General features: G+C 45.2%; 21 protein-coding genes. 4 read left to right on the top strand and 17 right to left on the bottom strand.

Annotated elements, in window-relative coordinates:
- Positions 1-13 precede the first annotated feature (13 nt).
- From menE to Q1A70_RS10670, 6 genes are all read right to left on the bottom strand, one after another.
- Positions 14-1,441: an o-succinylbenzoate--CoA ligase gene (gene menE, locus Q1A70_RS10695; protein ID WP_299690554.1), complete on the bottom strand. Its 1,428-nt coding sequence runs from the start codon at positions 1,439-1,441 to the stop codon at positions 14-16.
- Positions 1,442-1,570: 129 nt separating this feature from the next.
- Positions 1,571-2,578 (bottom strand): o-succinylbenzoate synthase, encoded by a 1,008-nt coding sequence (menC, locus tag Q1A70_RS10690; protein WP_299690556.1) that lies wholly within the window; start codon positions 2,576-2,578, stop codon positions 1,571-1,573.
- A 75-nt stretch (positions 2,579-2,653) separates the two neighbouring features.
- Positions 2,654-3,520 (bottom strand): 1,4-dihydroxy-2-naphthoyl-CoA synthase, encoded by an 867-nt coding sequence (gene menB, locus Q1A70_RS10685; RefSeq protein ID WP_029222208.1) that lies wholly within the window; start codon positions 3,518-3,520, stop codon positions 2,654-2,656.
- 102 nt (positions 3,521-3,622) lie between these two features.
- Positions 3,623-4,423, bottom strand: coding sequence for a 2-succinyl-6-hydroxy-2,4-cyclohexadiene-1-carboxylate synthase (gene menH / locus Q1A70_RS10680; protein ID WP_299690565.1), 801 nt, complete (start codon positions 4,421-4,423; stop codon positions 3,623-3,625).
- 9 nt (positions 4,424-4,432) lie between these two features.
- Complete coding sequence (menD, locus tag Q1A70_RS10675; RefSeq protein WP_299690568.1) at positions 4,433-6,157, bottom strand: 2-succinyl-5-enolpyruvyl-6-hydroxy-3-cyclohexene-1-carboxylic-acid synthase; 1,725 nt, start codon at positions 6,155-6,157, stop codon at positions 4,433-4,435.
- On the bottom strand, positions 6,154-7,461 hold the full coding sequence (locus Q1A70_RS10670; RefSeq protein ID WP_299690570.1) for an isochorismate synthase MenF: 1,308 nt from the start codon (positions 7,459-7,461) through the stop codon (positions 6,154-6,156). The genes menD and Q1A70_RS10670 overlap by 4 nt, the downstream gene beginning before the upstream one ends.
- Before the next feature lie 273 nt (positions 7,462-7,734).
- Between Q1A70_RS10670 and Q1A70_RS10665 the strand changes: the two genes are divergently transcribed.
- From Q1A70_RS10665 to Q1A70_RS10655, 3 genes are all read left to right on the top strand, one after another.
- Positions 7,735-8,967, top strand: a complete 1,233-nt coding sequence (locus Q1A70_RS10665) for a pyridoxal phosphate-dependent aminotransferase (protein WP_299690572.1) — start codon at positions 7,735-7,737, stop codon at positions 8,965-8,967.
- Between the two features lie 334 nt (positions 8,968-9,301).
- Positions 9,302-9,886 (top strand): 5'-deoxynucleotidase, encoded by a 585-nt coding sequence (yfbR, locus tag Q1A70_RS10660; protein ID WP_299690575.1) that lies wholly within the window; start codon positions 9,302-9,304, stop codon positions 9,884-9,886.
- A 49-nt stretch (positions 9,887-9,935) separates the two neighbouring features.
- Entirely contained in the window at positions 9,936-11,279 is a 1,344-nt protein-coding gene (locus tag Q1A70_RS10655) for an anti-phage deoxyguanosine triphosphatase (RefSeq protein ID WP_299690578.1), read from the top strand.
- A 26-nt stretch (positions 11,280-11,305) separates the two neighbouring features.
- Here Q1A70_RS10655 and Q1A70_RS10650 read toward each other — a convergent pair whose 3' ends face one another.
- A complete protein-coding gene (locus tag Q1A70_RS10650) occupies positions 11,306-11,905 on the bottom strand; it encodes a tRNA-uridine aminocarboxypropyltransferase (protein ID WP_299690581.1) in 600 nt (199 codons plus the stop codon).
- 9 nt (positions 11,906-11,914) lie between these two features.
- On the opposite strand from Q1A70_RS10650, the gene rrtA reads away from it, so the two are divergent.
- The gene (gene rrtA, locus Q1A70_RS10645; RefSeq protein WP_299690584.1) at positions 11,915-12,457 is read left to right on the top strand and encodes a rhombosortase; all 543 of its coding nucleotides are present in this window, start codon (positions 11,915-11,917) and stop codon (positions 12,455-12,457) included.
- A gap of 75 nt (positions 12,458-12,532) precedes the next feature.
- On the opposite strand, the gene Q1A70_RS10640 is transcribed toward rrtA, so the two are convergent.
- From Q1A70_RS10640 to Q1A70_RS10595, 10 genes are all read right to left on the bottom strand, one after another.
- Positions 12,533-12,832 carry a ComEA family DNA-binding protein gene (locus tag Q1A70_RS10640; protein WP_299690587.1) on the bottom strand — a complete coding sequence of 100 codons (300 nt, stop codon included), beginning with the start codon at positions 12,830-12,832 and terminating at the stop codon, positions 12,533-12,535.
- 226 nt (positions 12,833-13,058) lie between these two features.
- Complete coding sequence (gene ppiD, locus Q1A70_RS10635) at positions 13,059-14,924, bottom strand: peptidylprolyl isomerase (protein WP_299690590.1); 1,866 nt, start codon at positions 14,922-14,924, stop codon at positions 13,059-13,061.
- 218 nt (positions 14,925-15,142) lie between these two features.
- Entirely contained in the window at positions 15,143-15,436 is a 294-nt protein-coding gene (locus Q1A70_RS10630; RefSeq protein WP_299690593.1) for an HU family DNA-binding protein, read from the bottom strand.
- Between the two features lie 171 nt (positions 15,437-15,607).
- Positions 15,608-17,959: an endopeptidase La gene (gene lon / locus Q1A70_RS10625; protein ID WP_299690596.1), complete on the bottom strand. Its 2,352-nt coding sequence runs from the start codon at positions 17,957-17,959 to the stop codon at positions 15,608-15,610.
- 132 nt (positions 17,960-18,091) lie between these two features.
- Positions 18,092-19,372, bottom strand: coding sequence for an ATP-dependent protease ATP-binding subunit ClpX (gene clpX / locus Q1A70_RS10620; RefSeq protein ID WP_299690599.1), 1,281 nt, complete (start codon positions 19,370-19,372; stop codon positions 18,092-18,094).
- An 81-nt stretch (positions 19,373-19,453) separates the two neighbouring features.
- Positions 19,454-20,080, bottom strand: a complete 627-nt coding sequence (gene clpP, locus Q1A70_RS10615; protein ID WP_004736080.1) for an ATP-dependent Clp endopeptidase proteolytic subunit ClpP — start codon at positions 20,078-20,080, stop codon at positions 19,454-19,456.
- A gap of 105 nt (positions 20,081-20,185) precedes the next feature.
- Complete coding sequence (gene tig / locus Q1A70_RS10610) at positions 20,186-21,484, bottom strand: trigger factor (RefSeq protein ID WP_299690603.1); 1,299 nt, start codon at positions 21,482-21,484, stop codon at positions 20,186-20,188.
- A 372-nt stretch (positions 21,485-21,856) separates the two neighbouring features.
- Positions 21,857-22,117: a hypothetical protein gene (locus Q1A70_RS10605; RefSeq protein ID WP_299690612.1), complete on the bottom strand. Its 261-nt coding sequence runs from the start codon at positions 22,115-22,117 to the stop codon at positions 21,857-21,859.
- Positions 22,118-22,604: 487 nt separating this feature from the next.
- Entirely contained in the window at positions 22,605-23,972 is a 1,368-nt protein-coding gene (gene hflX, locus Q1A70_RS10600; RefSeq protein ID WP_299690606.1) for a GTPase HflX, read from the bottom strand.
- Positions 23,973-24,197: 225 nt separating this feature from the next.
- Positions 24,198-25,478 (bottom strand): protein adenylyltransferase SelO (locus tag Q1A70_RS10595; RefSeq protein WP_299690609.1); only part of this gene is annotated, 1,281 nt, incomplete at its 5' end.

Raw genomic sequence — 25,478 nt, 5'->3', positions numbered from 1 at the left:
TCGGCACTTCGTTCTATTGAGAATGTCTCTGTTGTAACCACAGAGCTAACGCTGCTCGCGAGACCTTAATCCCCTGCAGCTCTTGCTTAGGCATACGATAATATTCTACCGGAAACTTAAACCGCTCAAGATGACCATTTAATTGTTCAGCAAACCACTCTTTGGCTGGCAATTCAGCACAATCGACAATAGCGACAGGTCGAAAACCAAATTCATCATCTTCAACTGGCACGATAAAAGACTGATTAACTAGCGGTAATTGGTTGAGTACTCGCTCTATTTCTTCACAGTGAATGTTCTCACCACCGGAAATAAATTGGTTGTCTGCACGGCCAATAATCGACACTTGATCGCCGTTCCACTCACCAAGATCTTTACTATCAAACCAACCTTGATCATTCACCAATGGCGACAATTCTCCCTGATGGTAATAACCCGAAGCCAACGTTTCACCGCCAATAAAGATCCGTTGTTCTTCAATTTTCAACTGGCGATGGTTAAGCACAAAACCTGCGGTGCTAGTGGCATCAACGGGTTTGGCAGTCACCGTCGATGCGGCCTCAGTCATACCGTAACCAAGCCAAGTTTCAATACCCATTTGTTGCGCTTCAAGCCCCAGAGCTTCTGGGATGTGGCTACCGCCCAACAGCACATGGGTTAAAGTCAGTGGCTGCTTATTCTTTAGTAAACGATGGAGCTGGGTTGCTACTAATGAAGCATGGCTACACCCTGTAATGTCAGCTTCTAACTGACCTGAGCCTATTTTGATGCAACCACCAGCGGCCAACCAACGATGGACGATCGCTAATCCCGACACATGATACATAGGCAAACTCAGCAGCCAAGTATCGGTATGTGCAAAGTGAAATACCTCAAGTAACCCAGTCGCAGAGCTCTGGTGCTGTTGAAGGGTGTGAGCAACCGCTTTCGGGTTTCCAGTAGAGCCGGAAGTGAATACGATACTTGCTAGGCTTTGAGGATTAAAACTCACGTTTTTCGGTATCGCTATCGACTTTTGGTCATCAACGTCGTTCAAGCAAGGCAATGACACTATCTGAGTATTTAGGTCAGCAATGCCTGAATCAGCTAAGCCGCTGACTTCTAACAACCATAGGTAGCGCCTATCAGACGGTCCATAAACAGATTCAAGCTTTCGTGTTAAACGAGCTTTCGGTTGGGGCATGGTGAAAGCACAGATCACCCCTAGATTGAGCGCGGCAAGATAAACGGGAATCACTTCGACTTGATTCTTACCAACAATCATCAATACATCACCTTCAGATAAACCTTGATGGGAGAGCTGCTGCTGGTATTTGCTGACGAGCAATGACACTTGCTGCCAACTATAAACGCGGCTAGCCGTGACTAGTGCTGGTTGATGTGGGGTTTGTTGCGCCCACTGTTCCCAAAGTGGGTGATGATTTGAATGTGGGCGTATCATAACGTTAACCAAATAGTAGATTGAAAGCTGGCTGAGCGAATTTAATCGCTCGTAAAAGCCGATCGTAATGCTTAGGACGTGTTGACCTTTCGTGGTTAAATTTCGTTCGAAAGATCAACACGCCCTAGTCTAACAAGACCAGATCAATGATTGCTGTTCAAGGGGTGTCACCGGGAGTGAGCAGCCGGGCCAAGAGACAGCTAACTGCTGCTTGAATAAACCAATGGTATCAAGACCCGGCAATTCATTTGGCAGATATTGCTGTGCCAGACGCGCAATCTGAGTGAGACCTAAGCTTGATTCAATGCTCGAACTCAACACAGGTTTGATACCCAATTGTTGTGCACGCTCAATGATCGCAATACAGCGTTCAACCGAGCCAATCAGCGTCGGTTTGATCACCAGCGCCTTAACCCCCGTGAGATCACTCAAATTAAACTCAGGGCTTCGCACTGTCTCTTGCAATGTTTCATCCCACGCAATTGCCACCCCATGATCGATAGCAAAGGCCAAGCTGTCTTCTGGCTTTTGGCAAGGCTCTTCAATAAAGCTAATACGCTGGCGCAGTGAAGGCGAAATGTACTTAATGAACTGCTTGGCTTTTTCTGGCGTCCACGCACGGTTGGCATCAAGCCTTAAGGTTAAATCAGGGATCGATTCAAGAAATAGGCTCACCAGCATGCCATCACGAATCGATTCATAAATGCCCACTTTTACCTTCGCGACTTTCTCACCTTCCATCTCATTCAGCGCTGGGATCAGTTCATCAGGATCTCCGGTACACAAAGGCGCGGCTTGGTAGTGACCTTGTGCGTTAAGTTCGCCTCGCAACTCCATCATCGCCATCGAAAAGCCAAACGCGACGGACGGGTATAACTCATCAAAAGGCGTTTGAGGGTTATTGTGACACCAAAGCTCTAATTCATGTTGCAGCTGAACACCGGCTTGCTCGGTATCTTCTTGGCTGAAACCGGGGAGCGGAGCCACTTCACCAAAGCCCGTTTGACCATCACATTCAAGTTGGATGATATAGCCAACGCGTTCAGTCAACTTATTGTCACGAAGTACTACCCCACTATCCATAGGTAATTGATAGCGGTAGAGTTTAGCCTTACGCTGAAAATTCACTGAGTTCATAAAACTTCCTAGAATATGGGACATCAAAATAAAATGAGCCGCTCAAAAGCGACTCATTGTTAATGATAAACAAGACTATGGGTTACGAGGGAATTTATCGAAATCAGGGCGGCGTTTTTCATTAAACGCATTGCGACCTTCTTGCCCTTCCTCTGTCATGTAGAACATCATGGTTGCATTACCTGCCAACTCTTGAAGACCAGCTTGACCATCACAGTCCGCATTGAGTGCCGCTTTCAAGCAACGCAGTGCCATTGGGCTGTGTTGCAGCACTTCACGACACCAACGAACCGTTTCTTTTTCTAGGTCTGCAACAGGAACAACGGTGTTTACAAGGCCCATATCCAGTGCTTCTTGAGCATCGTAGAAACGACACAAGAACCAAATTTCACGCGCTTTCTTCTGACCAACGATACGAGCCATGTAAGAAGCCCCCCAACCGCCATCGAACGAGCCCACTTTTGGTCCAGTCTGACCAAACTGTGCGTTTTCAGCCGCAATAGTAAGGTCTGCCATCATATGAAGAACATGACCGCCACCAACCGCCCAACCTGATACCGCTGCGATAACTGGTTTTGGACAAGTACGAATTTGACGTTGGAAATCAAGCACGTTCAAGTGGTGAGTGCCTGAATCGTCTTGGTAGCCACCGTAGTCACCACGAATGCTTTGATCACCACCAGAGCAGAACGCCTTCTCGCCAAGGCCTGTCAAAATGATCACGCCGACTTTTTCGTCGTAGCGCGCATCAGCCAGTGCATTGATCATTTCTTTTACCGTTTGGGGACGAAATGCATTGTGGACTTGAGGGCGAGCAATGGTAATTTTCGCAATACCATCGTCAGACTTATGATACTGAATATCTTCGAATTGACTGCTTTCATCGCTCCAGTTAACTGCAGCGTATAGTTCTTCTTCGGTGATGCCTACTGTTTTAGCCATGGTGATTCCCATTATTCTATTAGATAGCACGACTCACGAGTAGTCGTGACGGTGTTGCTCTACTTTTGACTATCCTTAATGCGAGATAATAGCTCAATTAGTTTAGCGACGACTAGCGATACACTGGATGATCAGCTTTGAAAACAACTCTGGCTGTTCGAAGTGAACATTGTGACCTGCGTAATCGACCTGGCTATACTTAAAACCACTACTCTCGGCCAATTCCATGAATTTACGGTCTTTTTGACCACAAACATAATACACTTTCTGTTCATGACATTTCAATGTAGCACGTAAATCGGGCTGCTTGGCTAATGAAGTAGATAACAACATATTTGCTACGGATACGCCAAGGTTACCACTACGCTTGATAACCAAGGTTTGTCTTTGCTCATGATTTAGTGAAGAAAAGACGCTCTGTTGGTACCAATCGTCTAAAACATCTTCAATTGACTGCTGGGCAAAGCGGACTGCCCATTGCGTATCATGTACTAATCTTTGCGCTCTTTCTTCGTCACATTCCAAGCCGAAGTTACCGCCTTCAATGATCACCTTTTCTAAGTTAAGCGCTTCAAAACAAGGGTGAGTCACCCCATACATGGCAAGCCTTCCTCCCATAGAGTAGCCAACCAAGACAATGGGATAGTCTGCAGCAAGATCGTTAACAGCCAATTGGGAAGTAACGCACTGAACGATTTTCTGACAACAATGCTCAAAGCCGAGCGGATCGATAAATCGGCTTTGCCCGTGGCCGGGTAAATCGATACAAAGTCGAGGAAAATCCTCTAAGTATGGATGACATGCACTCCAATCATCCCCGCTTCCGAGCAAGCCGTGCAAAAAAACCAGTAGCGGTTTGTTAGAAGATACAGGTGAAGCCGGGTAATAATTGGAGTAAAGCATGTAAATTCCTTAGGTTAATGCCTCGGTGAGCATTGAACTGAATTGTTTCAGTAAAGTCGACGCTTGTTCGGGAGGTGTCTTAACTTCAACGAGTAACGTACCCTGACCTTGTTCAAAATGTTGTTCGATAATATTTTGGTAACCGCTCAAGGTTTCAGGTGCTGCATAACCCAGCTGAAATTGTGCTGCGGCATGCTTAAAACTGAAACCATGAGGCATTTGATAAAGAGATTGTTTTTGTTGCTCAGGGACGGGCAGTAAATCAAAAATCGCACCACCATCATTGTTAGTCACCACAATAACCATCGGCGTTGCATTATGGGTAAGCAGAGCAAGCGAGTTAAGGTCATACAGTAACGAGGTATCACCCATCAACATCAGTAGCGGGGTCTGATTGGCTTTCTGTACGCCCGCCGCTGTCGCCACCAAGCCATCAATGCCCGATGCACCACGATTACTGTAAACTTGATTTGCTGAGATTGATGACAGCATATCCACCAGTCTGACTATCAAGCTGTTTCCCACAAACAGCTGCCTGTCTTTAATTCTAGTCGACAAATCAACCGCGACACTCAGTTCAGTCAATTGATCATTATTCGATATTTGCGCGAGTGCCAATTGCGAAACCGTATTCGCGACTTCCATTAAAGGTGTCGCCCAGCCAGCATGTTGAGCGAGTAAAGTGGGTAAATGCTGCTCTGCTATCCAAGCTTCAATGCCAGATACCACGTGAGTTTGTGGTAAATGATCTTGATTGATACGATGCACGTTGGGTGAAACGACAATATATTGTGTGTGATCAAACGATGCTGATTGAGACTTAATCCATTGATTCAATCGCTTAGAAACAATACGCTCACCAAATTGAAGGATAAAATCACACGGATCAAGCTGCTGTTTAGCCGTATCACTTTGCAACCACAGATCATAATGTCGCCAATCGCTGCTGATGCCAGATTGCGGGTCGCAGAACAGTGGCCACCCTAAATCAGATGCGAATTGTTGCGCCTTAACAGCCGTTGATTTATCGACAGACCCAATAATCACCACACCTTTGCGCCCAAGATAATCGCCCGGCGCGGCGGGTTGTACAGCTAAATGATTGGGTAAGCAGGTCATTGAATACGGGGCCGTTGAAGCTCTCCACCCAGCGATACTCTCGGTGTAAGTGGTATACATCTCTGGGCTATTCGATGAATAAAGTGGCTCCGGGAATGGGCAGTTGACATGCATCGCACCACCAAGGCTGCGCTGTTTCGCAAGTGCGCTATCCAACGATGTCAGAAGCCAGTTCAAGGAAAGCTGTGTGGTTGGGCTTGGCAGATTGACAGCGCTTTCAACATGGTTCGAAAAGATACCGTGCTGCTGAATCGCTTGATTAGCGCCACAATTAACTAAATCGATCGGCCTATCTGAGGTCAGTAAGATTAGCTTCTCTCGGGTTAACCCAGCTTCAGCGGTCGCAGGCAGTAGGTTCGCCACTGCGGTCCCAGATGTTACTATCACGGCAACTGGCCTATCACTGGCTTTTGCTAAGCCTAAAGCAAAAAAACCAAGACCACGCTCATCAAAGTGCGTGTGTAAGGTGAACTTGGGGTTAGCTTCAGCTTCGAGAGTTAACGGTGTTGAGCGAGAGCCCGGCGCAACACAAACATGTTCGACGCCATTACGTGCAAGTTCTTCCAGCAGCGTATTACACCAAATTCGGTTTAAGACAGCTTGGTCGTGATTCATGATGCCACACCCAGCGGTGGATGATCAGAAATAAGGCTAAGTAAGGTCGATACCTTCTTATTCAGCTCTTGCCATTCATGCTCGGCAACGGATCCTGGAACGATCCCTGCGCCCGCAAACAACTGTACTTGATCGTTGACAATAAAGGCGCTTCGAATCGCTACACAAAATTCAGCACGTTTATGACTGATGTAGCCAACAGAGCCCGCGTACCAACCCCGGGCAAACGGTTCGTGCTCAAGAATGAAATCCATCGCTTCTTTACGAGGTAGGCCCGCGACCGCAGCGGTTGGTTGTAATGCTGCAAGCAATTGAACGCCGTTAACGCCCACATTCAATTGAGCGTGGATATTACGCTTCAGATGCTGCACTTTGCGTAATCGCACCAGACGCGCTTCTTTTTCAACGTGCACCGATTGAGAATTAGGCGTTAAACGCTCAATGATGTCATCAACCACATACTGATTCTCATTAAGATTTTTGCTGTCTTGCGATAGCCAACTAGCCAGTTCCATATCTTCGGTGGCGTTATCTCCGCGCCCCGTGGTTCCAGCAAGTGCTTCCGTGTCAAGTTCAGCGCCGCGGCGTCTATATAAACGCTCTGGTGTTGAACCAATAAAACTGTGTTTAGAATCGAGAACCAACATAAAGTGAAAACTGTGGTGATTTTGCAAATAACTGGCTTTGAGCAATTGAGCTGCGCAGATCGGCGAATCAAGCTGTAGCGTGGTTTTACGGGCTAAAACGACTTTCTTATATTCTTTTTCGCTAATCCCCTTCAGTACTTTGTCAACCAAAGCGCCCCACTGTTCTTTTTGTGGAACATGGTTGATTTGTTCGATATGTGCAGACAACGGTGCCAATATAGTAGCTTCCACAGAGAGCTTATTTAAGGCGTTAATTGTCGTAACACGGTCGGAAGAGATGTTAACGGCAAGAGACCAAGTATCATCAAAGCGAATCAATTCAACCAAAGGCAGGAAAAAAAAGGATTCCATGCAGCGACGATTTTTTTCAGTATGACCATCAAACGATCGCCCTCCCCAAATTCGCTGCTCTTCACCAAGAATGGCATAAGCAGGAGCGGGGTTTGAAAATGTATTCAACTGGCCTAGTGCAACCACTTCTTCGCGAGTGTCACGAGACTGCCAATAGAACTTAGGAAAAAGTGGTTGAGCATCGAGCCATTCAATAAATGCAAACGATGGTTCTTGCGTTAAAACTTCAACACAACGAACCTCATTTTCTTTGGCATTTTGTACTCGCTCAATCAAAGCGGAGATGGTTTGTTGGAAATGTGACAAATCAACCTCGTTCACATCTAAATTATTATGTCAATTTGATACTGGATGGGCAGCACCCAGTCAGCTCAAGAATGTACTGTGTCTTTTCAATATTCCTATTATTTTAAGCGATCTAGCCTCTTTATTCATCTTAGACAATAACCAAGAAAGTAATTAATTAAAATTGAGGAAAATAGTGGCTCTGAAATGCGACATTTGACAGATTTTTATTCTATCAACCTCGATTTTGCGGTACTTTAATAAAGCATTTTAATTAATTTCAGGGAATCGGCAATGCAAAATATCGGGATGTCGTCAAAGCTCAACAGTGTATGCTATGAAATCAGGGGGCCAGTACTCAAACATGCTAAGCGCATGGAAGAAGAGGGGCATAAAATACTAAAACTTAATATTGGTAACCCAGCCCCATTTGGCTTTGACGCCCCTGACGAAATCCTAGTTGATGTGATCCGTAACCTGCCGACATCTCAAGGTTATTGTGATTCAAAAGGCATCTATTCAGCCCGTAAAGCGGTGGTTCAGCACTATCAGAAAAAAGGGCTGCGTAACCTTGATGTCGAAGACGTTTACATCGGTAATGGAGCGTCTGAACTTATTGTTATGTCGATGCAGGCGCTGCTGGATAACGGCGATGAAATCTTAGTTCCTGCACCTGACTATCCACTGTGGACTGCGTCTGTTGCTCTTTCTGGCGGCACTGCGGTTCATTACATGTGCGATGAAGATAACGATTGGTACCCTGATCTAGACGACATGCGCGCGAAAATTTCATCGAAAACTCGCGGCATCGTTCTTATCAACCCGAATAACCCAACGGGTGCTGTATACAGTCGAGATTTCCTATTACAAGTGGTCGAGATTGCTCGTGAACATGGCTTAATTATCTTCGCCGATGAGATCTATGACAAAGTCCTCTACGACGGAGCGGTACATACCTCAGTTGCAACGCTGGCTGAAGATGTATTGATGGTCACCTTCAACGGCCTCTCTAAGGCTTACCGTGTCTGTGGTTTCCGTGGCGGTTGGATGTTCTTAACAGGCCCGAAACACTTAGCAAAGGGGTATGTTGAAGGGCTAGAGATGCTGGCCTCGATGCGTTTGTGTGCCAACGTTCCGATGCAACACGCTATCCAAACCGCACTCGGCGGTTACCAAAGTATCAACGAACTGATTCTGCCCGGTGGTCGACTGCTTGAACAGCGTGACCGTGCATGGGAACTGATCAACAAGATCCCTGGCGTTTCTTGCGTCAAACCGAAAGGCGCAATGTACCTGTTCCCGAAAATCGACACCAATATGTACAATATCAAAGACGATCAGAAGTTCGTACTCGATTTTCTAAAACAAGAGAAAGTACTATTAGTGCAAGGTACCGGCTTCAACTGGCCAAAACCGGATCACTTCCGCATCGTGACTCTACCGCATCTAGAAGATCTCGAAGTAGCCATTGGTCGCCTAGAGCGCTTTTTGCAGACATATAACCAAGACGACCTCATCGAAGGTTAATGCGCACATCGGATTATGGCTACAATTTGCTGTTTTAAAAGACTTTAACTTATATTCATTCACTTCTATGCTTAATAGGCTCCTATTTGGGAGCCTATTTTGTATCGTATGCCTGTGTGAACACAAGATACGAGTGGAGCATTGTTTATACCAATCACAGTGAGTAAGTGACCAGAAATAGCACAGGAAAAAGCTTGAGAACAAGGCTGCCCTTTGCGACAAGCAGTTTCGATAAGTAGTTATTCTGCAATCAAAAATTCTAACAAAGTTATCGAGTTTTTTTACAAGCTAGGATGATTAATTATTTACTACGATTGGTATTAAAAGGACAACTATGAAACAGAGCCATTTCTTTGCCCATCTTGCCCGTATGAAACTCATCCAGCGTTGGCCGCTAATGCGTTCAATATCCAGCGAGAATATTTCAGAACATAGCCTTCAAGTCGCTTTTGTGGCACACGCCTTGGCGCTGATCAAAAACAAGAAGTTCGCTGGCAAACTCAACCCTGAGCACATTGCTCTGCTGGGTATGTACCATGACACCAGCGAAGTGTTAACGGGAGATTTACCCACTCCAGTCAAATACTACAATCCAGACATCGCACAAGAGTATAAAAAGATTGAAGCCGCAGCCGAGCAAAGGCTTCTCTCAATGCTGCCAGAAGAGTTCCAAGATGACTTCGCCCCATTTTTAATCTCTGGTACGGCAAGCCAAGAAGAGCAAAGTATTGTCAAACAAGCGGATACCATCTGCGCCTACTTAAAGTGCTTAGAAGAACTCAGTGCCGGTAACCATGAATATGAACAAGCGAAACGCCGATTGGAAGAGACACTCGCACAACGAAAAAGCCCAGAAATGGACTATTTTCTCATCACCTTTGCACCTAGCTTTGAATTATCACTAGACGAGATAAGCTAGCTAGGTATAACTTGAGTGTAATAAGCAAATCAAATTGATAGGTGCTATTTTGACTTCTCCACTCGAACCACCATTTGAATTAGAACAAAAATGGCAACATCGAAATGACGATGAGCATAAGATTCGACGCGACGATCATCGCAGCCCGTATCAACGCGATCGAGCGCGTGTACTTCACTCTGCTGCCTTTCGCCGCCTACAAGCCAAAACCCAGATTCATGGCACCACGGTCAATGACTTTCACCGCACACGCCTGACTCATTCATTAGAAGCCGCGCAACTTGGTACCGGCATTGTCGCCCAATTAAAGAAAAAGCAGGCTGAGTTTCGCAGCCTATTACCATCAGACAGTTTGATTGACTCCCTGTGTTTAGCTCACGACATCGGTCACCCACCTTATGGACATGGCGGCGAAGTCGCACTCAACTACATGATGCGTGACCATGGCGGCTTTGAAGGCAACGCCCAAACATTTCGCATTGTCACGCAACTCGAACCCTACACTGAACATCACGGGATGAACCTATCGCGACGTACACTGTTAGGTCTGATTAAGTACCCTTCTCTATTGAGCGAAGTTCAAGCACAGTCTCAATCAGAGCCCGTTAAGCATCAACGACAACTGCGCGCCAAGGATTGGATGCCAGCTAAAGGTATCTATGACCACGACGAAGAGTTGTTTAATTGGGTACTTGAGCCGCTGTCAAACAACGACCAACAAGGTCTAAAACAGAAAAGAAAAACGCACACCGAGCCACGTGAGCACAACAAAACCAAATACAAGTCACTCGACTGCTCCATCATGGAGCTTGCCGATGACATCGCCTATGGCGTACACGATTTAGAAGATGCGATTGTGCTGGGCTCTGTCACCAAAACGCAGTGGCTCGACTCGGCTTATCCGCAGCTTAAAGGCGTGGCAGGCCCTTGGATTGCTAAACATTTGGATTCAATTACTAAGATGCTTTTCTCTGGCGAACAATATCGTAGAAAAGACGCCATAGGTGGGATAGTGAATGCGCTGCTCACCAGTATTTCAATTAAACGGGTCGATGCCGAATTTGAGAGCGTATTGCTCGCTTATAATGCATTTCTCGAACCGAGCATGGACGCGACTCTCAACAAGCTGAAACACTTTGTTAGCGAATTTGTGATTCAGGTACCTCAAGTTCAAGTCATCGAATACAAGGGTCAGCAGATCATCATGGATATGTTCGAAGCATTCAGTGCTGATCCTGAACGCTTATTGCCACTGCAAATTAAGAAGCAATGGCTACTGCATCAAGATGAATCAAGAAAGATGCGTGTAATCGCCGACCACATATCCTCGATGACCGACGATCTTGCACAAAAAATGCACCAGCAATTGTTCTCGGCTCATACAGGGTTTTAGCGACCGGAACCTTGTACTAAGACACATTAATCGAGGTAGTTTTTCTCGAACACACCCGGCGGCATTTGGTTGATCTGAAACTGAATCATTTGATCAAATGCCGTGAGTAACGGGCTAAAATCACGGTCACGCTCAAGCAAGCTCAGTAAGTGATAACCGGCTTCAACCGTTGAAAGGCTGTTTTCACTGGGCGCTTTACGGATTCGATAGTTGCCTTTAAGGTCTTTAGGCAAATGAACCGTGTTCAACGTATGTAAGTTACTCGATACTTGCCACATCTTGAATGCTTTCTTCCACGTGCCATCCAATAAAATCACACGCAGCTTCTTATTAGGACATGTCGCAGACTCAACTGAAACAGAGTTTTCACTTGGGTATAAAATCGCATGTTGATACTGCTCATCAGCAAGCAATGCGTTCAGTTGTGCATTGTCTGAAAAGTCTTCTCCGACAATGGTGACACTATTGTTGAGGGATAGCGAGAGAATACGCGCAGTTCCCATCGGGCGATGCTCTTCTGATGGATGCTGAAGAATGATAAGCTCAACGTTCGATTTTAGTGGCGTAAGCCACTGACAAATACAAGCTTTCAAAGCCTTACGGCATTGGGGGCAATAACGAGACATGGATGTAATGTGTACCCTGTTTTAATTTTCACTTCACTTTTATGCATTTTATTCCAACTGGAGCCGATCCAGGCTTGGGTCGTTTGGGATAAAAATACGATAGCCGATGGGCAATGGTGGCGGATCCTAACAGGAAACTTTTCACATACCAACTACTCGCACCTTCTGATGAATCTAGCAGGCTTGTGGATCATCAGCTATTTGTTTCAACCGAGCAAAAAACCGCTTGCTGTTGCTTTGCTTGTGATTAGTTTCATTACTGGGCTAGCGCTGTTGTTTTCGAGCATTCAGATCTATGTCGGCCTATCTGGCACCTTACACGGATTGTTTAGCTTATTTGCGCTCGGAGAGGCTTTAAGCGGCAGAAAAGCGAGTTGCCTGTTAGTGTTGGGATTAGTCGCTAAGATCGCTTGGGAGCAGCTTATTGGCCCCTCTATCTCAACAAGCGAATTGATTGATGCTAAGGTTGCGATTGAAGCCCACCTAGTCGGTACCCTGACTGGAGGCTTCATGGCTATCTTTCTATTTCGAATGCATAAAGCAATGGATTAATAAAGAAACCGTTTAATAAAATATTCGGTTAATCAAGTCATTGATAAGTAAAACACTCAATCAATAAACCGCCGATCACAGTTGAATTCTTTCGCGGTTCTTTTCAACGGTAGCTTCACCAATCCCTTTCACATTCACCAAGCCATCAACGGTAGTAAACACGCCGTTCTGATCTCGGTAATCAACGATCTCTTGGGCTTTTTTCTCTCCTATGCCAACCAACAGCGCTGATAGCTCCTCAGCGGTTGCGGTGTTTATGTTTACCGTAACCTCAATACCATCATAGAGTTCAGCCTTGGTAGGGCTATCTGCAAACGCTGGTAAGTTTAACGTTATACAAAGTGAAATAAGTAATGTTGAATATATCGTGCGCATAAACTGCTCCTTTGTTCAAAAAAGTTAATTTATGCATTTTCAGCGGCGAAAAACACGATGACCCGACAAAAATAAAGCGGGCCACCTAAGTGACCCGCTTTGTTATACATATCATTTTCATCAGCTTGTTTGTTGGCTCACAAATCTGAATTTAGAGCCAACCATCGCAGCTTGATCCTCAGCAGTAAGCTTCTCATTCGAACTGACCACTGAGCGAATCAAACGCTTACTGACCTTGACCCACTACGTAGTATTCAACGTCTGCATTTTTACGTAACACGTTTAATACGTTAGTCAGATCTTGCTGATTACCCACTCGCTCTAGCTGCTCACCGATTTGAGTGCTGTAAGCTGGGTTGATTTCAGCCGTTACTTTAGAAAGCTCAACAATAACGATGTTACCATCTTGGTCTTTAGCTTGACCAAAGACGGCTTGACCTTGTTCTGGTTTCGCAAAAGCAAATACAGAAGCCGCTAATGGCGAGTTGCGGTCAATGGTTTCCAGATCAGTGAACTCAAGGTTGTTGTCCGATAATACTGCTTCGTTGCCTTGCTCAAGTTCATTAACGAGAGAAACACCTAACTCAATCGCTTGTTGCTCTGCTTGTAACGCTGACAATGCAGTCACAACTTGGTCTTTCACTTCAGCAAGAGGAAGGATGGTCTCGTCACGCGTCTCTTCGACACGAACAACAATCACGTGCTCAGGAGCGACTTCAATCACTTCAGAGTTCAGACCGTCTTCTTTTACTTCAGGGCTCAAGATAGCTTGCATAACAGCAGGCGTCATCAGAACTTCTGGAGCGTCAACTTGCGAGATGAAATCGGTTGTAGTGATCTTGGCGTTAATAGCTTCTGCTGAATCGTCTAGAGAGTCTGGGAACTCAAACGCGACTTTTTCGAGCTCAGTTTGCATCTCGTAGAACTGGTTGACCGCATGCTGGTCTAGCAGTTCTTGTTTAATTTCAGCTGCTACTTCTGTATAAAGCTGAGATTGAGACGCTTTTAGTTCGTCTAGCTTGATGATGTGGTAGCCAAAATCAGACTTAACTAAACCCGTTGTATCACCAATATTCTCAAGTGCAAAAGCCGCTTCTTCGAATGCTGGATCCATAACATCACGTTCAATCCAACCTAGATCACCGCCCATATCTGCACTGCCGAAGTCGTCAGATTTCTCTTCCGCTAACGTAGCAAAATCAGCGCCTGCATTTAGCTCGTCTAGGATTGACTGAGCTTTCGCTTCGTCATCACCTTGAACTAGGATGTGGCTAACTTTACGCTGCTCTTCTGTTGAGTACTTGTCTAGGTGCTCTTGGTAGTATTGTTGTGCTTCTTCATCGCTAACTTCAAGCTGAGACTTAAGCGCTTCAGCAGAAAGCTCAATGTAAGACACCTTCGCTTGCTCTGGACGAGTGTAAGCGGCTGGGTTTTCTTGGTAATACTGCTCGATTTGCTCGTCAGTTAACTCGATGCCTTTCGCTAGGTCACCAACAGACAACGTCACTGTGCGAATATCACGAGTTTGAGCAATAAGCTTGCTTTGCGTATCAATTTCGCCTTGAAGGACAAATTCACTGCCTTGAAGCGCAGTGACAAGCTGGTTACGCATTAAGTCGCGACGCATGTATTCAGCGAAGCTCTCTGCGCTGAAACCTGCACGACGCAGTACTGATTGGTAAACCTCTTGGTCGAATTGGCCCGCAGTTTGGAACTGAGGCATTTCCAAAATCATGGTGCGAATCTGAGCATCACTAACTCGTAAGCCCAGAGACTCCGCTTGCTGCTCAAGTAAAACATCATTGATCATGCGATCAAGAACGGATTTACGGAAAGACTCTACGTATGCAGGGTCTGCAAGCATTTGAGCGAAGTAGTCACCTAGCTGAGATTGCATGCGGTTACGTTCATTTTGGTAAGCCTGTTCAAACTCACCACGAGCAATTTCTGTATTGCCAACTTTAGCTGCTGCGTTGTTGCCGCCACCAGTAACGTAGCTGCCGACACCTGCGAATACGAATGACAGGATAATCAACCCAAGGATAATTTTTACCGCGATGCTATTCACGCCTTCGCGTAATCGATCCATCATAATTTAAGTGCTCTCCGGATATGAAGCATTGGCTTCAAAATAAAATCTATTCACGCGATATTATCAGAAAAAGAAATGCGCATCAGTAGGATGCGCATAATTTAAATAAGTTCAATGTGCCTTGCACATATACTGTTTTAGAATGAAACATCTTCTTTCAAACAGTAAACGTATTTTGCAGCCTTCCCCTCTTAAGGTTCGAGGTTTCAGCAACAAAATTAGTTACATGAATCTTTCAGTGCTTTACCCGCTTTGAAGCCCGGTACTTTAGCTTCTTCGATTTGAATCTCTTCACCAGTCTTTGGATTACGACCTGTACGAGCAGCACGAGTACGAACACTGAAAGTACCAAAGCCAACAAGTGCAACTTGATCGCCTGATTGTAGCGTTGTGCCAACTGCTTCGATGAAAGCGTCTAGAGCGCGACCAGCTGAAGCTTTAGATAGGTCTGCGTTTTCTGCGATTGATTCTACTAGTTGTGTTTTATTCACTGTTTTTCCCCTATGTGTCATCTGTGACTATTTCTCGATGACGGTACGATCCATTTTGGTTTTAATTTAGCCGCAAGCCTTATTGCAAAAGGGGTTGCCGCTTTAGTTGAGTAACTTAGCGTCCAAAAAAAACGCTGACAAGCCTTTTCGAGCCTATCAGCGCAATTCTTTACTTATTTTTGCTACGCATCACTATTTTTTCGCGTCAAACTCGATCCCTGACGGATCTCGTTCTAGAGCAACTTTCAGCACTTCATCAATCCACTGGACAGGGATAACTTGCAAGTCAGCAATCACATTATCCGGGATCTCTTCCAAGTCTCGTTCATTGTCTTTTGGGATAAGAACCGTTTTGATACCGCCACGGTGTGCGGCCAGCAGTTTCTCTTTCAGACCACCGATAGGTAAAACTTCACCACGTAGGGTGATCTCACCTGTCATACCCACTTCAGCTTTCACAGGGTTACCCGTCAAGCTAGAGACAAGTGCAGTACACATTGCGATACCTGCACTCGGGCCATCTTTCGGTGTCGCGCCTTCTGGTACGTGCACGTGAATATCGCGCTCTTCGTAAAAATCTGAGTTGATACCCAGCTTTTCAGCGCGAGATCGAACTACGGTCATAGCGGCTTGGATTGACTCTTTCATCACATCACCAAGTGAACCCGTTTGCGTGAGCTTGCCTTTACCCGGCATCGATTCTGTCTCGATAGTCAGTAGATCGCCACCCACTTGAGTCCATGCAAGACCGGTCACTTGACCAATACGGTTGCTTTCATCCGCTTTACCGAAATCATGACGTTGAACGCCTAAGTACTCTTTCAGGTTATCAATGTTAACCGTTACCGACTTAAGATCGCTGTCGAGCAAGATGTTCTTCACCGCTTTGCGACAGATCTTTGAGATTTCACGCTCTAGACTACGTACACCCGCTTCACGCGTGTAGTAACGAATGATGCCGATAATCGCAGAGTCTTCAATCTCAATTTCATGAGGCTTAAGACCGTTGCGTTGAACTTGCTTGTCCAATAAATGGCTCTTAGCAATGTTCAGTTTTTCATCTTCTGTGTAACCCGAGAGGCGAATCACTTCCATACGGTCCAGTAGCGGGCCTGGAATGTCCATTGAGTTAGACGTTGCTACGAACATCACATCAGACAGATCGTAATCGACTTCTAAGTAGTGATCGTTAAATGCATTGTTTTGCTCAGGATCGAGTACTTCTAGCAGCGCTGAAGATGGGTCGCCACGCATATCAGAAGACATCTTATCGATTTCATCTAGTAGAAACAGTGGGTTCTTAACGCCAACTTTAGACATCTTCTGGATCAATTTACCCGGAAGTGAACCGATGTACGTACGACGGTGACCACGAATCTCAGCTTCATCACGAACGCCGCCTAGCGCCATACGCGTGTACTTACGGCCCGTTGCCGCTGCAATCGAACGACCTAATGAGGTTTTACCGACACCAGGAGGACCAACAAGACACAGGATTGGACCTTTTAGCTTATTGATACGGTTTTGTACTGCCAAGTACTCAAGAATACGTTCTTTCACACGCTCTAAGCCGTAGTGATCTTCGTTTAAGATCTCTTCCGCTTTGGCTAAATTCTTTTTAACTTTTGAACGCTTCGCCCAAGGAACACCAACCATCCAATCAATGTAGCTACGGACGACTGTTGCTTCAGCAGACATTGGCGACATCATTTTCAGTTTTTGCAGTTCTTGCTCAGTTTTCTCACGAGCTTCTTGAGGCATCTTAGAATCTTCGATCTTCTTCTTCAGAGTCTCGAATTCATCAGGCGCGTCATCCATCTCGCCAAGTTCTTTCTGAATCGCTTTCATTTGCTCATTCAGGTAGTACTCGCGCTGAGATTTTTCCATCTGTTTCTTAACGCGGCCACGGATGCGTTTTTCAACTTGCAGGATGTCAATTTCTGACTCCATTTGACCCATCAAGAATTCCAGACGTTCAGTGACATCTAAAATTTCTAAAACGTGCTGCTTGTCTACCAGTTTAAGTGGCATATGCGCAGCAATAGTATCAGCAAGGCGAGCGGCCTCATCAATACCGTTCAGAGACGTTAGCACCTCTGGTGGAATCTTTTTGTTTAGCTTAATAAAACCTTCAAATTGATTGATCGCGCTGCGAACAACCACTTCTTGTTCTTTTTCGTCAAGTTCTGAGGTAACAACGTATTCGGCATCCGCTAAGAATAATTCACTTTCTTTGAATTGGTGTATTTTCGCACGCTGTTGACCTTCGACAAGTACTTTAACCGTACCATCAGGGAGCTTTAATAACTGAAGAATAGTAGCGACTGTACCTACGTCAAATAGGTCGTCGATTGAAGGCTCATCAGTGTCCGCTTCTTTCTGCGCTACAAGTAGGACTTGTTTGTTAGCTTCCATTGCCGATTCAAGGCATGTAATCGATTTTTCACGACCGACAAACAATGGAATAACCATGTGTGGGTAAACCACTACATCACGTAGAGGTAGCACGGGGATTTCGATACGCTCGGAACGTTCCAAGTTCATATATTTCTCTCTTCCGCTTTAACTTATAAAGCAGTATATGGGGCTTAAACGACTGGATTCAATGGAAGAATAAAAAAAAGGAGGTAATTGCTTACCTCCTTTTTCAATTTGAGTGGCTTGTCTGAAAAAGACCTACTCTGCAACAGCTGCTTGGTTATCTGAGCTACTGTAAATTAACAGTGGTTCTGACTCACCATTAATGACTGACTCGTCAATCACAACCTTGCTTACATCAGCTGAAGATGGCAGTTCATACATAGTTTCTAGTAGAACACCCTCCAAAATAGAGCGTAGACCACGAGCACCTGTTTTACGATTCATTGCTTTCTTAGCTATGGCACGTAAAGCGTCTTCACGGAATTCTAACTCTGTATCCTCAAGCTCAAATAATGCTGCGTACTGTTTTGTCAGTGCATTCTTTGGCTCACATAGGATTTGGATTAGCGCTTCTTCATCAAGCTCTGTCAATGTTGTGGTCACAGGTAGACGACCAATGAATTCTGGAATCAGACCATACTTCACTAGATCTTCAGGTTCTACTTGAGTGAACAGTTCACCGATAGTTTTGGTTTCGTCTTTTGAACGCACTTCTGCGCCAAAGCCGATACCTGAACCTGTTTCTACACGCTGTTCAATCACTTTATCTAGGCCTGCAAACGCACCACCACAGATAAATAGGATCTTAGACGTGTCCACTTGCAAGAACTCTTGCTGTGGATGCTTACGACCACCTTGTGGTGGAACTGAAGCAACCGTACCTTCAACAAGTTTTAGTAGAGCTTGCTGTACACCTTCACCAGACACGTCACGCGTGATTGATGGGTTTTCAGCTTTGCGAGAAATCTTGTCGATTTCATCGATATAAACAATGCCGCGTTCCGCTTTCGCTACGTCGTAATCACATTTTTGAAGCAACTTCTGAATGATGTTTTCAACATCTTCGCCCACGTAACCCGCTTCGGTTAGTGTTGTTGCGTCTGCCATTGTGAAAGGAACGTCTAGGAAACGAGCCAGTGTTTCAGCCAATAGTGTTTTACCACTACCAGTAGGACCGATAAGAAGAATGTTACTCTTACCTAGCTCTACGCCTTCCGCTGTCGTATCACCATTACGTAAACGCTTGTAGTGGTTATATACTGCAACTGCTAGCACTTTTTTCGCGTATTCTTGACCGATTACATAGTCGTCAAGATGCTCACGAATCTCACGCGGCGTTGGCAGCGATTCAGACTCTTTCTTAGGAAGAACATCTTTAATTTCTTCACGAATAATGTCGTTACAAAGATCGACACATTCATCACAAATGTAAACAGAAGGACCTGCGATTAACTTGCGAACTTCGTGTTGGCTTTTGCCACAGAAAGAGCAGTAAAGCAGTTTACCGCTACCACCCTCTTTGCTTTTATCTGTCATTCGCTAACCTCTTAGCCTTTACTCTCTATGTTTGAGTGTATATCAATTTGAATCAATTTGCGTTAAACAATTGCCGTGCAGTTATTGGCCGCGATGATTAAGAACTGAATCCACCAAACCGTATTCTACTGCTTGATCAGCAGACATGAAATTATCACGATCGGTATCACGCTCAACAACCTCTAGAGGCTGACCTGTGTGCTCTGCCAATAGTTTGTTTAGCTTTTGTTTGATCGTTAAGATCTCTTGTGCATGAATTTGAATATCAGACGCTTGACCTTGGAAGCCGCCAAGTGGCTGGTGAATCATGACACGTGAGTTTGGAAGCACATGACGCTTACCAGGAGTACCACCCGCTAGTAAGAATGCCCCCATAGAGCAAGCCTGCCCCATACATACCGTGCTCACGTTTGGCTTGATGAACTGCATTGTGTCGTAGATAGACATGCCTGCTGTTACACTACCGCCCGGAGAGTTGATGTAAAGATAGATATCCTTATCTGGGTTTTCTGATTCCAAGAAAAGCAGTTGAGCCACGACAAGGTTTGCCATGTGGTCTTCCACTTGACCGGTTAAGAAAATAATGCGTTCTTTTAATAGACGAGAGTAAATATCGTAAGAACGTTCACCACGGGAAGTCTGTTCAACCACCATAGGTACTAGCGCGTCCATAATCGATGGCATTGTATTTTTTTCTTGGTAGCTCATATTCTTATGTCCCTAAAATAAATGGCCCGAATGATTAACTCATACGGACCATTGTTAGCAGAATTGTTGACCGTACGTCAACCTTCTACGTCAGATATTACTATATTAAGCAGGTTGCTGATTCATTAGCTCGCCGAAGCTAACTTCTTTATCAGAAACTTGAGCTTTAGCGATGATTGCATCAATAGCTTGCTCTTCTAGAGCAACGTTGCGCATGTTGTTCATCATTTGCTCGTTTTGCTCGTAGTAAGCAATAACTTCCGTTGGATCTTCGTATGCAGTCGCCATCTCTTCGATGATAGCTTTCACTTTCTCGTCGTCCGCTTTTAGCTCTTCAGTCTTGATTACTTCACCAAGAAGAAGACCTACAACTACGCGACGTTTTGCTTGCTCTTCGAACAGCTCACGTGGAAGTTGGTCAGCAGCTTCAGTGTTGCCACCGAAACGTTGAGCAGCTTGTTGACGTAGAACACCGATCTCTTGATCGATTAGAGCAGAAGGTACATCGATGTCGTTTTCGTTAACTAGGCCATCGATAGCTTGCTCTTTGATACGGTTCTTAACAGCTTGCTTAAGCTCACGCTCCATGTTCTTATGAACTTCAGCTTTAAGACCTTCAACACCGTTAGTCGCGCCGAATTTAGCAACGAACTCTTCGTTCAGTTCAGGAAGTTCACGAGCTTCAACTTTGTTCAGCTTGATAGAGAACTTAGCTGCTTTACCTTTTAGGTTTTCAGCGTGGTAATCTTCTGGGAAGTTTACGTCGATTTCGAATTCCATACCGGCTGTTTTACCAACGATACCGTCTTCAAAACCAGGGATCATACGACCAGCGCCCATCTCTAGTGGGAAGTTCTCAGCTTTACCGCCTTCAAACTCTTCACCGTCGATAGAACCAACGAAGTCGATAGTTGCACGAGAGTTCGCGTCAGCAGCAGCTTCAACTTCAGTCCAAGTTGCTTGTTGCTTACGTAGCGTTTCGATCATCTCTTCAACGTCAGCTTCTTTTACTTCTACTGCTGGCTTTTCAACAGTGATGTTTTCTAGGCCTTTCAGTTCAACTTCTGGGTAAACCTCAAAAGTTGCGTTGAATACTAGATCAGCGCCTTCGTTGTTTTCAACTGGTGCGAAAGTCGGTGCGCCAGCTGGGTTGATTTTCTCTTTAACGATCGCTTCGATGAAGTGACGTTGCATTACTTCGCCCAACACGTCTTGACGTACTGCTTTGCCGTACATTTTAGCAACCATCTTCATTGGCACTTTGCCTTTGCGGAAACCATCGAAACGACGGTTTTTCGCGATGTTGCGTAGTTCAGCTGTAACTGCATCTTCGATGTTAGCAGCAGGAACAGTAATATTAAGACGGCGCTCTAGGCCTTCTAGCGTTTCAACAGTAACTTGCATTATATAAACCTCAAAACTGGCTCAGTAATATGAGCATATGAGCCGTAACTTAGCTTTCATTCAAAAGCCGACGTTATTGGCTGCATCCTTGTGTAGTGCTCTATCCGAACACCTAATTTAAAATCGAGCATTGATGTCTGAATTGATGATTCAATCAAACACCAGACTAATCAGCGATATCTTCGTTCTTTACATGCATATTCAACGTTCTCACGCACTTATAAAAAGCAGTAAAGCCTGTTATCTAAAACAAGAAAGGTATCTCCTATTAGCCTCAGGACAGAAATTTTAGACGCGACATTCTAGCGATCTGTTTAATCTCTGTCGAGACGTTCACCTCTGCTTGATGATGAATGCTCTAAATTCGTCCAACTAAATGATAAAAACGATCAGAACATCACTTAGCACAACAGAAATGGGGACAATAGCGACTTTTTCAAGGGAATCGAGGGCTTTTTTTTCTAAAAACCTGAAAAAGAGATCTTGCTCTTGTTTTACCCCACAGACTCGATAACTTTTTAAACAATCTCCATTACAAAACCTTAACCTATCTCTTTCTGTTGATGCTCTATTTTCAGCACAAACCACCGATAATTTGAGTGATAAACGAGCGGTTCGACGCCCTACACTCATCCTCTCACTCAGCCCAAGTAGAGCTAAACACTCGACAGCCGCTTGATTGGAGTATCGAGTGAAACTGGCAGAGGGGAAGTTCCTCTTCCATAATTCATCTATCAAGCTAAAGGATAAGTTGCATATGAATGAGAAAACCACTATTCCTGTGATTGTCGAAACGGTGCTAATAGATGATCATTATCAAGTAGAAACTCGATCCGGACGGGAGCGGAGACAAAACAAGACGCACCGAAAAATCTATGAAAGGCGATCCAGTGGTACAGTAAGACGCGGTAAAAACAAAACGATAAATGAAAAGGTGTAAATGCGATCGCCGCCATTTATCGATCATCTATCGCGATTATCGAGCGTTTTAACCAGCTAGGGTGACCCGTTATTTACTACGATTGGTATAAGGTGGTTGGCAGCTATGTTGATGTTGAAACACAAAAGCGACCACATGGGTCGCTTTTGCTAGGAAACAATATCAAGATCTGTGCGGCGATTAAGAGTTTTGCATACGCTTTTTCAAACGCGCTAAGTCAATCGCACTTGAGCGAACGGTCAACTTGATGCATTCATAGTCGTACTCTTCATTCACCACACTCATATTTGAGCGAATTTCACCAATGATGCCTTGTCCAGAATAAGGGATAGTGATCTCTTCTTCGATCATGCCTTCTTCTGCAACACCAACAATGTACTTATGCAGCTTCGTGATATCTAGAGGATCACGGGTTGACGTTAGCATCGCATCTGGGAATTCTTCGATAAGCTCTAATTGCTGCTCTTCAGTTAATCTATCACACTTATTCAGCACTAATAGTTTTTCGCTGCCTTCAACACCCACCTGCGCTAATACGTCGTGTACCACATCAAGCTGCGCGCGGAATGAAACGTCAGAAGCATCAACGACATATAAAAGCAATGAAGCATCATGCGCTTCTGCTAGCGTTGAGTGGAACGAAGCAACCAGGTCGTGTGGTAATTTCTTGATAAAACCCACTGTATCCGAAACCAGAATACGCGGTTGAGTAATTGGTTGAAGCGCACGAACCGTGGTGTCTAGCGTTGCGAACAGTTTATCTTCACCCACGACTTCGGTTGCAGTCATTGCACGCATCATCGAAGACTTACCGGCATTGGTGTAGCCAACTAGAGCAACGGTGAAAAGCTCCGCGCGCCTTGTGCGTCGGGTCTTCATTTCATCTTGTACGCTTACTAGCTCACGCTTAAGCGCAGCGATTTGGTCGCGTACTTTACGACGGTCTAACTCTAGTGAGGTTTCACCCGCACCTTGGCCCATCTGGCGCTCTTTGTCGCCCTCAGCGACTTCACGAAGTCGTGGAACTAAGTAATTTAGACGAGCGATTTCAACTTGCAGGCGAGCAGTGCGAGTACGAGCGTGACGGCTGAAGATTTCGATGATAATACCTGTACGGTCAAAGACTTCCACACCCAAACTAGCCTCAACAGTGCGCAGTTGAGATGGGCTTAAATCACAGTCAAAGACCACAACATCTGCGACACCATATTGGAAATCGCCCGTTGGAAGATCATCAAAATCTAGCTCGTCGATTTCTGAATCAAACAAACCAGATTCATCAAGGAAGTCTTCATCTTCCGCTTCTTCAATCGAACCTTGGTAACCGGTTAGGTGTGCAATTTCCGCAAGCTTACCAGCACCTAACACGTTTTGTCTTTGTGATGAGCTGTGGTGCTGCGATTGAGTACCGACCACTTTAAATCCTAGGGTTGTCACTAAGCGAGCAAGTTCGGCAAGAGACTCTTTTGCTTCGTCACCTTTGAAGTCCGGTGTCGTAATAGAAATAAGTAAAGCGTTACTCGCTGAAGGTTTTGCTGTTAGTTTCATGTATTCTTCTGTTTATGCACCGAGGTGCAACCTAGTATTAAGTCTAAAGTAGTGTGATCCTACGCTGTTCTAGGTCAGCTTTACAGGGCTAGTGGATGTTAAATCACAATATTATTGCTGTTTAAGTATATATCTTGGTTATCCCTCTGTTTTAATAAGAAATAAAAATCAGTGATAGACCAATAAAAAGGCCGTATCAGTATTCAATTTTGTTCGAGATAAAAGCTAAGACGAACAGCTGATCTCCATGGCTTTGCCCCACTCAGGAGGAAGAGCAGCGAGGTGGTCGTAGTCAGGATGCTCTGCATAGGGGTCGGCTAACACCACCATTAATGCGTCAATATCGCTGCTATCGCCACGCTCGGCCTTATCGATCGCAAGCTGGGCTAGGTAGCTTCTAAGGATGTATTTAGGGTTTACCTGCCTCATATCTGCACAGCGCCCTACCGCTGAACTCTTTTCTAATTCGCAGCGTTGTAAGTAGTTATCGACCCACAATTTTGCTGCCTCGCGATCGATGAACAAATCAATCACTTGCTGTGGTGGCAAGGTGTCGAGGTTCGACAACGTTCTAAAAAATCTTGGGTAATCCACTTTGTTCTGCGACATCAGCTCGAACATCGACTCAAACAAGCGACTGTCACCTTGTTGTTTCGAAAGCAGCCCCAGTTTACGACGCATCATCTGACTGAAATAGCCATTCATTTGCGGCTCATACTGATCTAACGCTGCCTCTAAGTCAGCTTTGTTTATCAGTGGTGATAGTGAGTGAGCCAGTGCCGATAGGTTCCACAGCCCAATTCGAGGCTGCTGATTAAAGGCATAGCGCCCTTGGTAGTCGGAGTGATTGCAGATCAATCTTGGGTCATATTCATCAAGGAAGGCAAACGGACCATAATCGAAGGTTTGGCCGATGATCGACATATTATCGGTATTCATCACCCCATGCGCAAAACCATTGGCTTGCCACAAGGCAACCATTTCTGCGGTGTGATCGACGATCTCATTGAACATGGCGGCGTATGGCTTTTCTGCATCGAGGCATTCAGGGAAGTGCCACTCGATAACTTTATCAGCCAGCAATTTATGTTCAGCCAACTGATTGGTATAAAACAGATGTTCAAAGTGACCGAAACGAATGTGTGATTCAGCAGCACGCACCAACAATGCGCCCCACTCTTGCTTCTCTCGATAAACTGGCGTGTCACTGGTCATCATAGCCAACGCACGTGTCGTTGGGATATTAAGCCCTGCCATCGCTTCGCTACATAAATATTCACGAACCGTCGAACGAATCACGGCGCGCCCGTCCCCCATGCGCGAATACGGTGTTTTACCTGCACCTTTGAGGTGTAAGTCGAACGTTTCGCCACTTTTAGCGACAACTTGTGCTAATAGCAAACCTCGCCCATCACCAAGTTCAGGGTTGCCCCCTCTGGCAGGATAGTTGTCACTGTTAAAATTTACCCAGCATGGGCGGTAATGAGTGAACCTTGTCTCGTATTC

The sequence above is a fragment of the uncultured Vibrio sp. genome (assembly GCF_947488985.1).
Lineage (GTDB): Bacteria > Pseudomonadota > Gammaproteobacteria > Enterobacterales > Vibrionaceae > Vibrio.
Note: the sequence above shows the minus strand (reverse complement) of the source record. Positions and strands in the feature narration are given on the sequence as shown.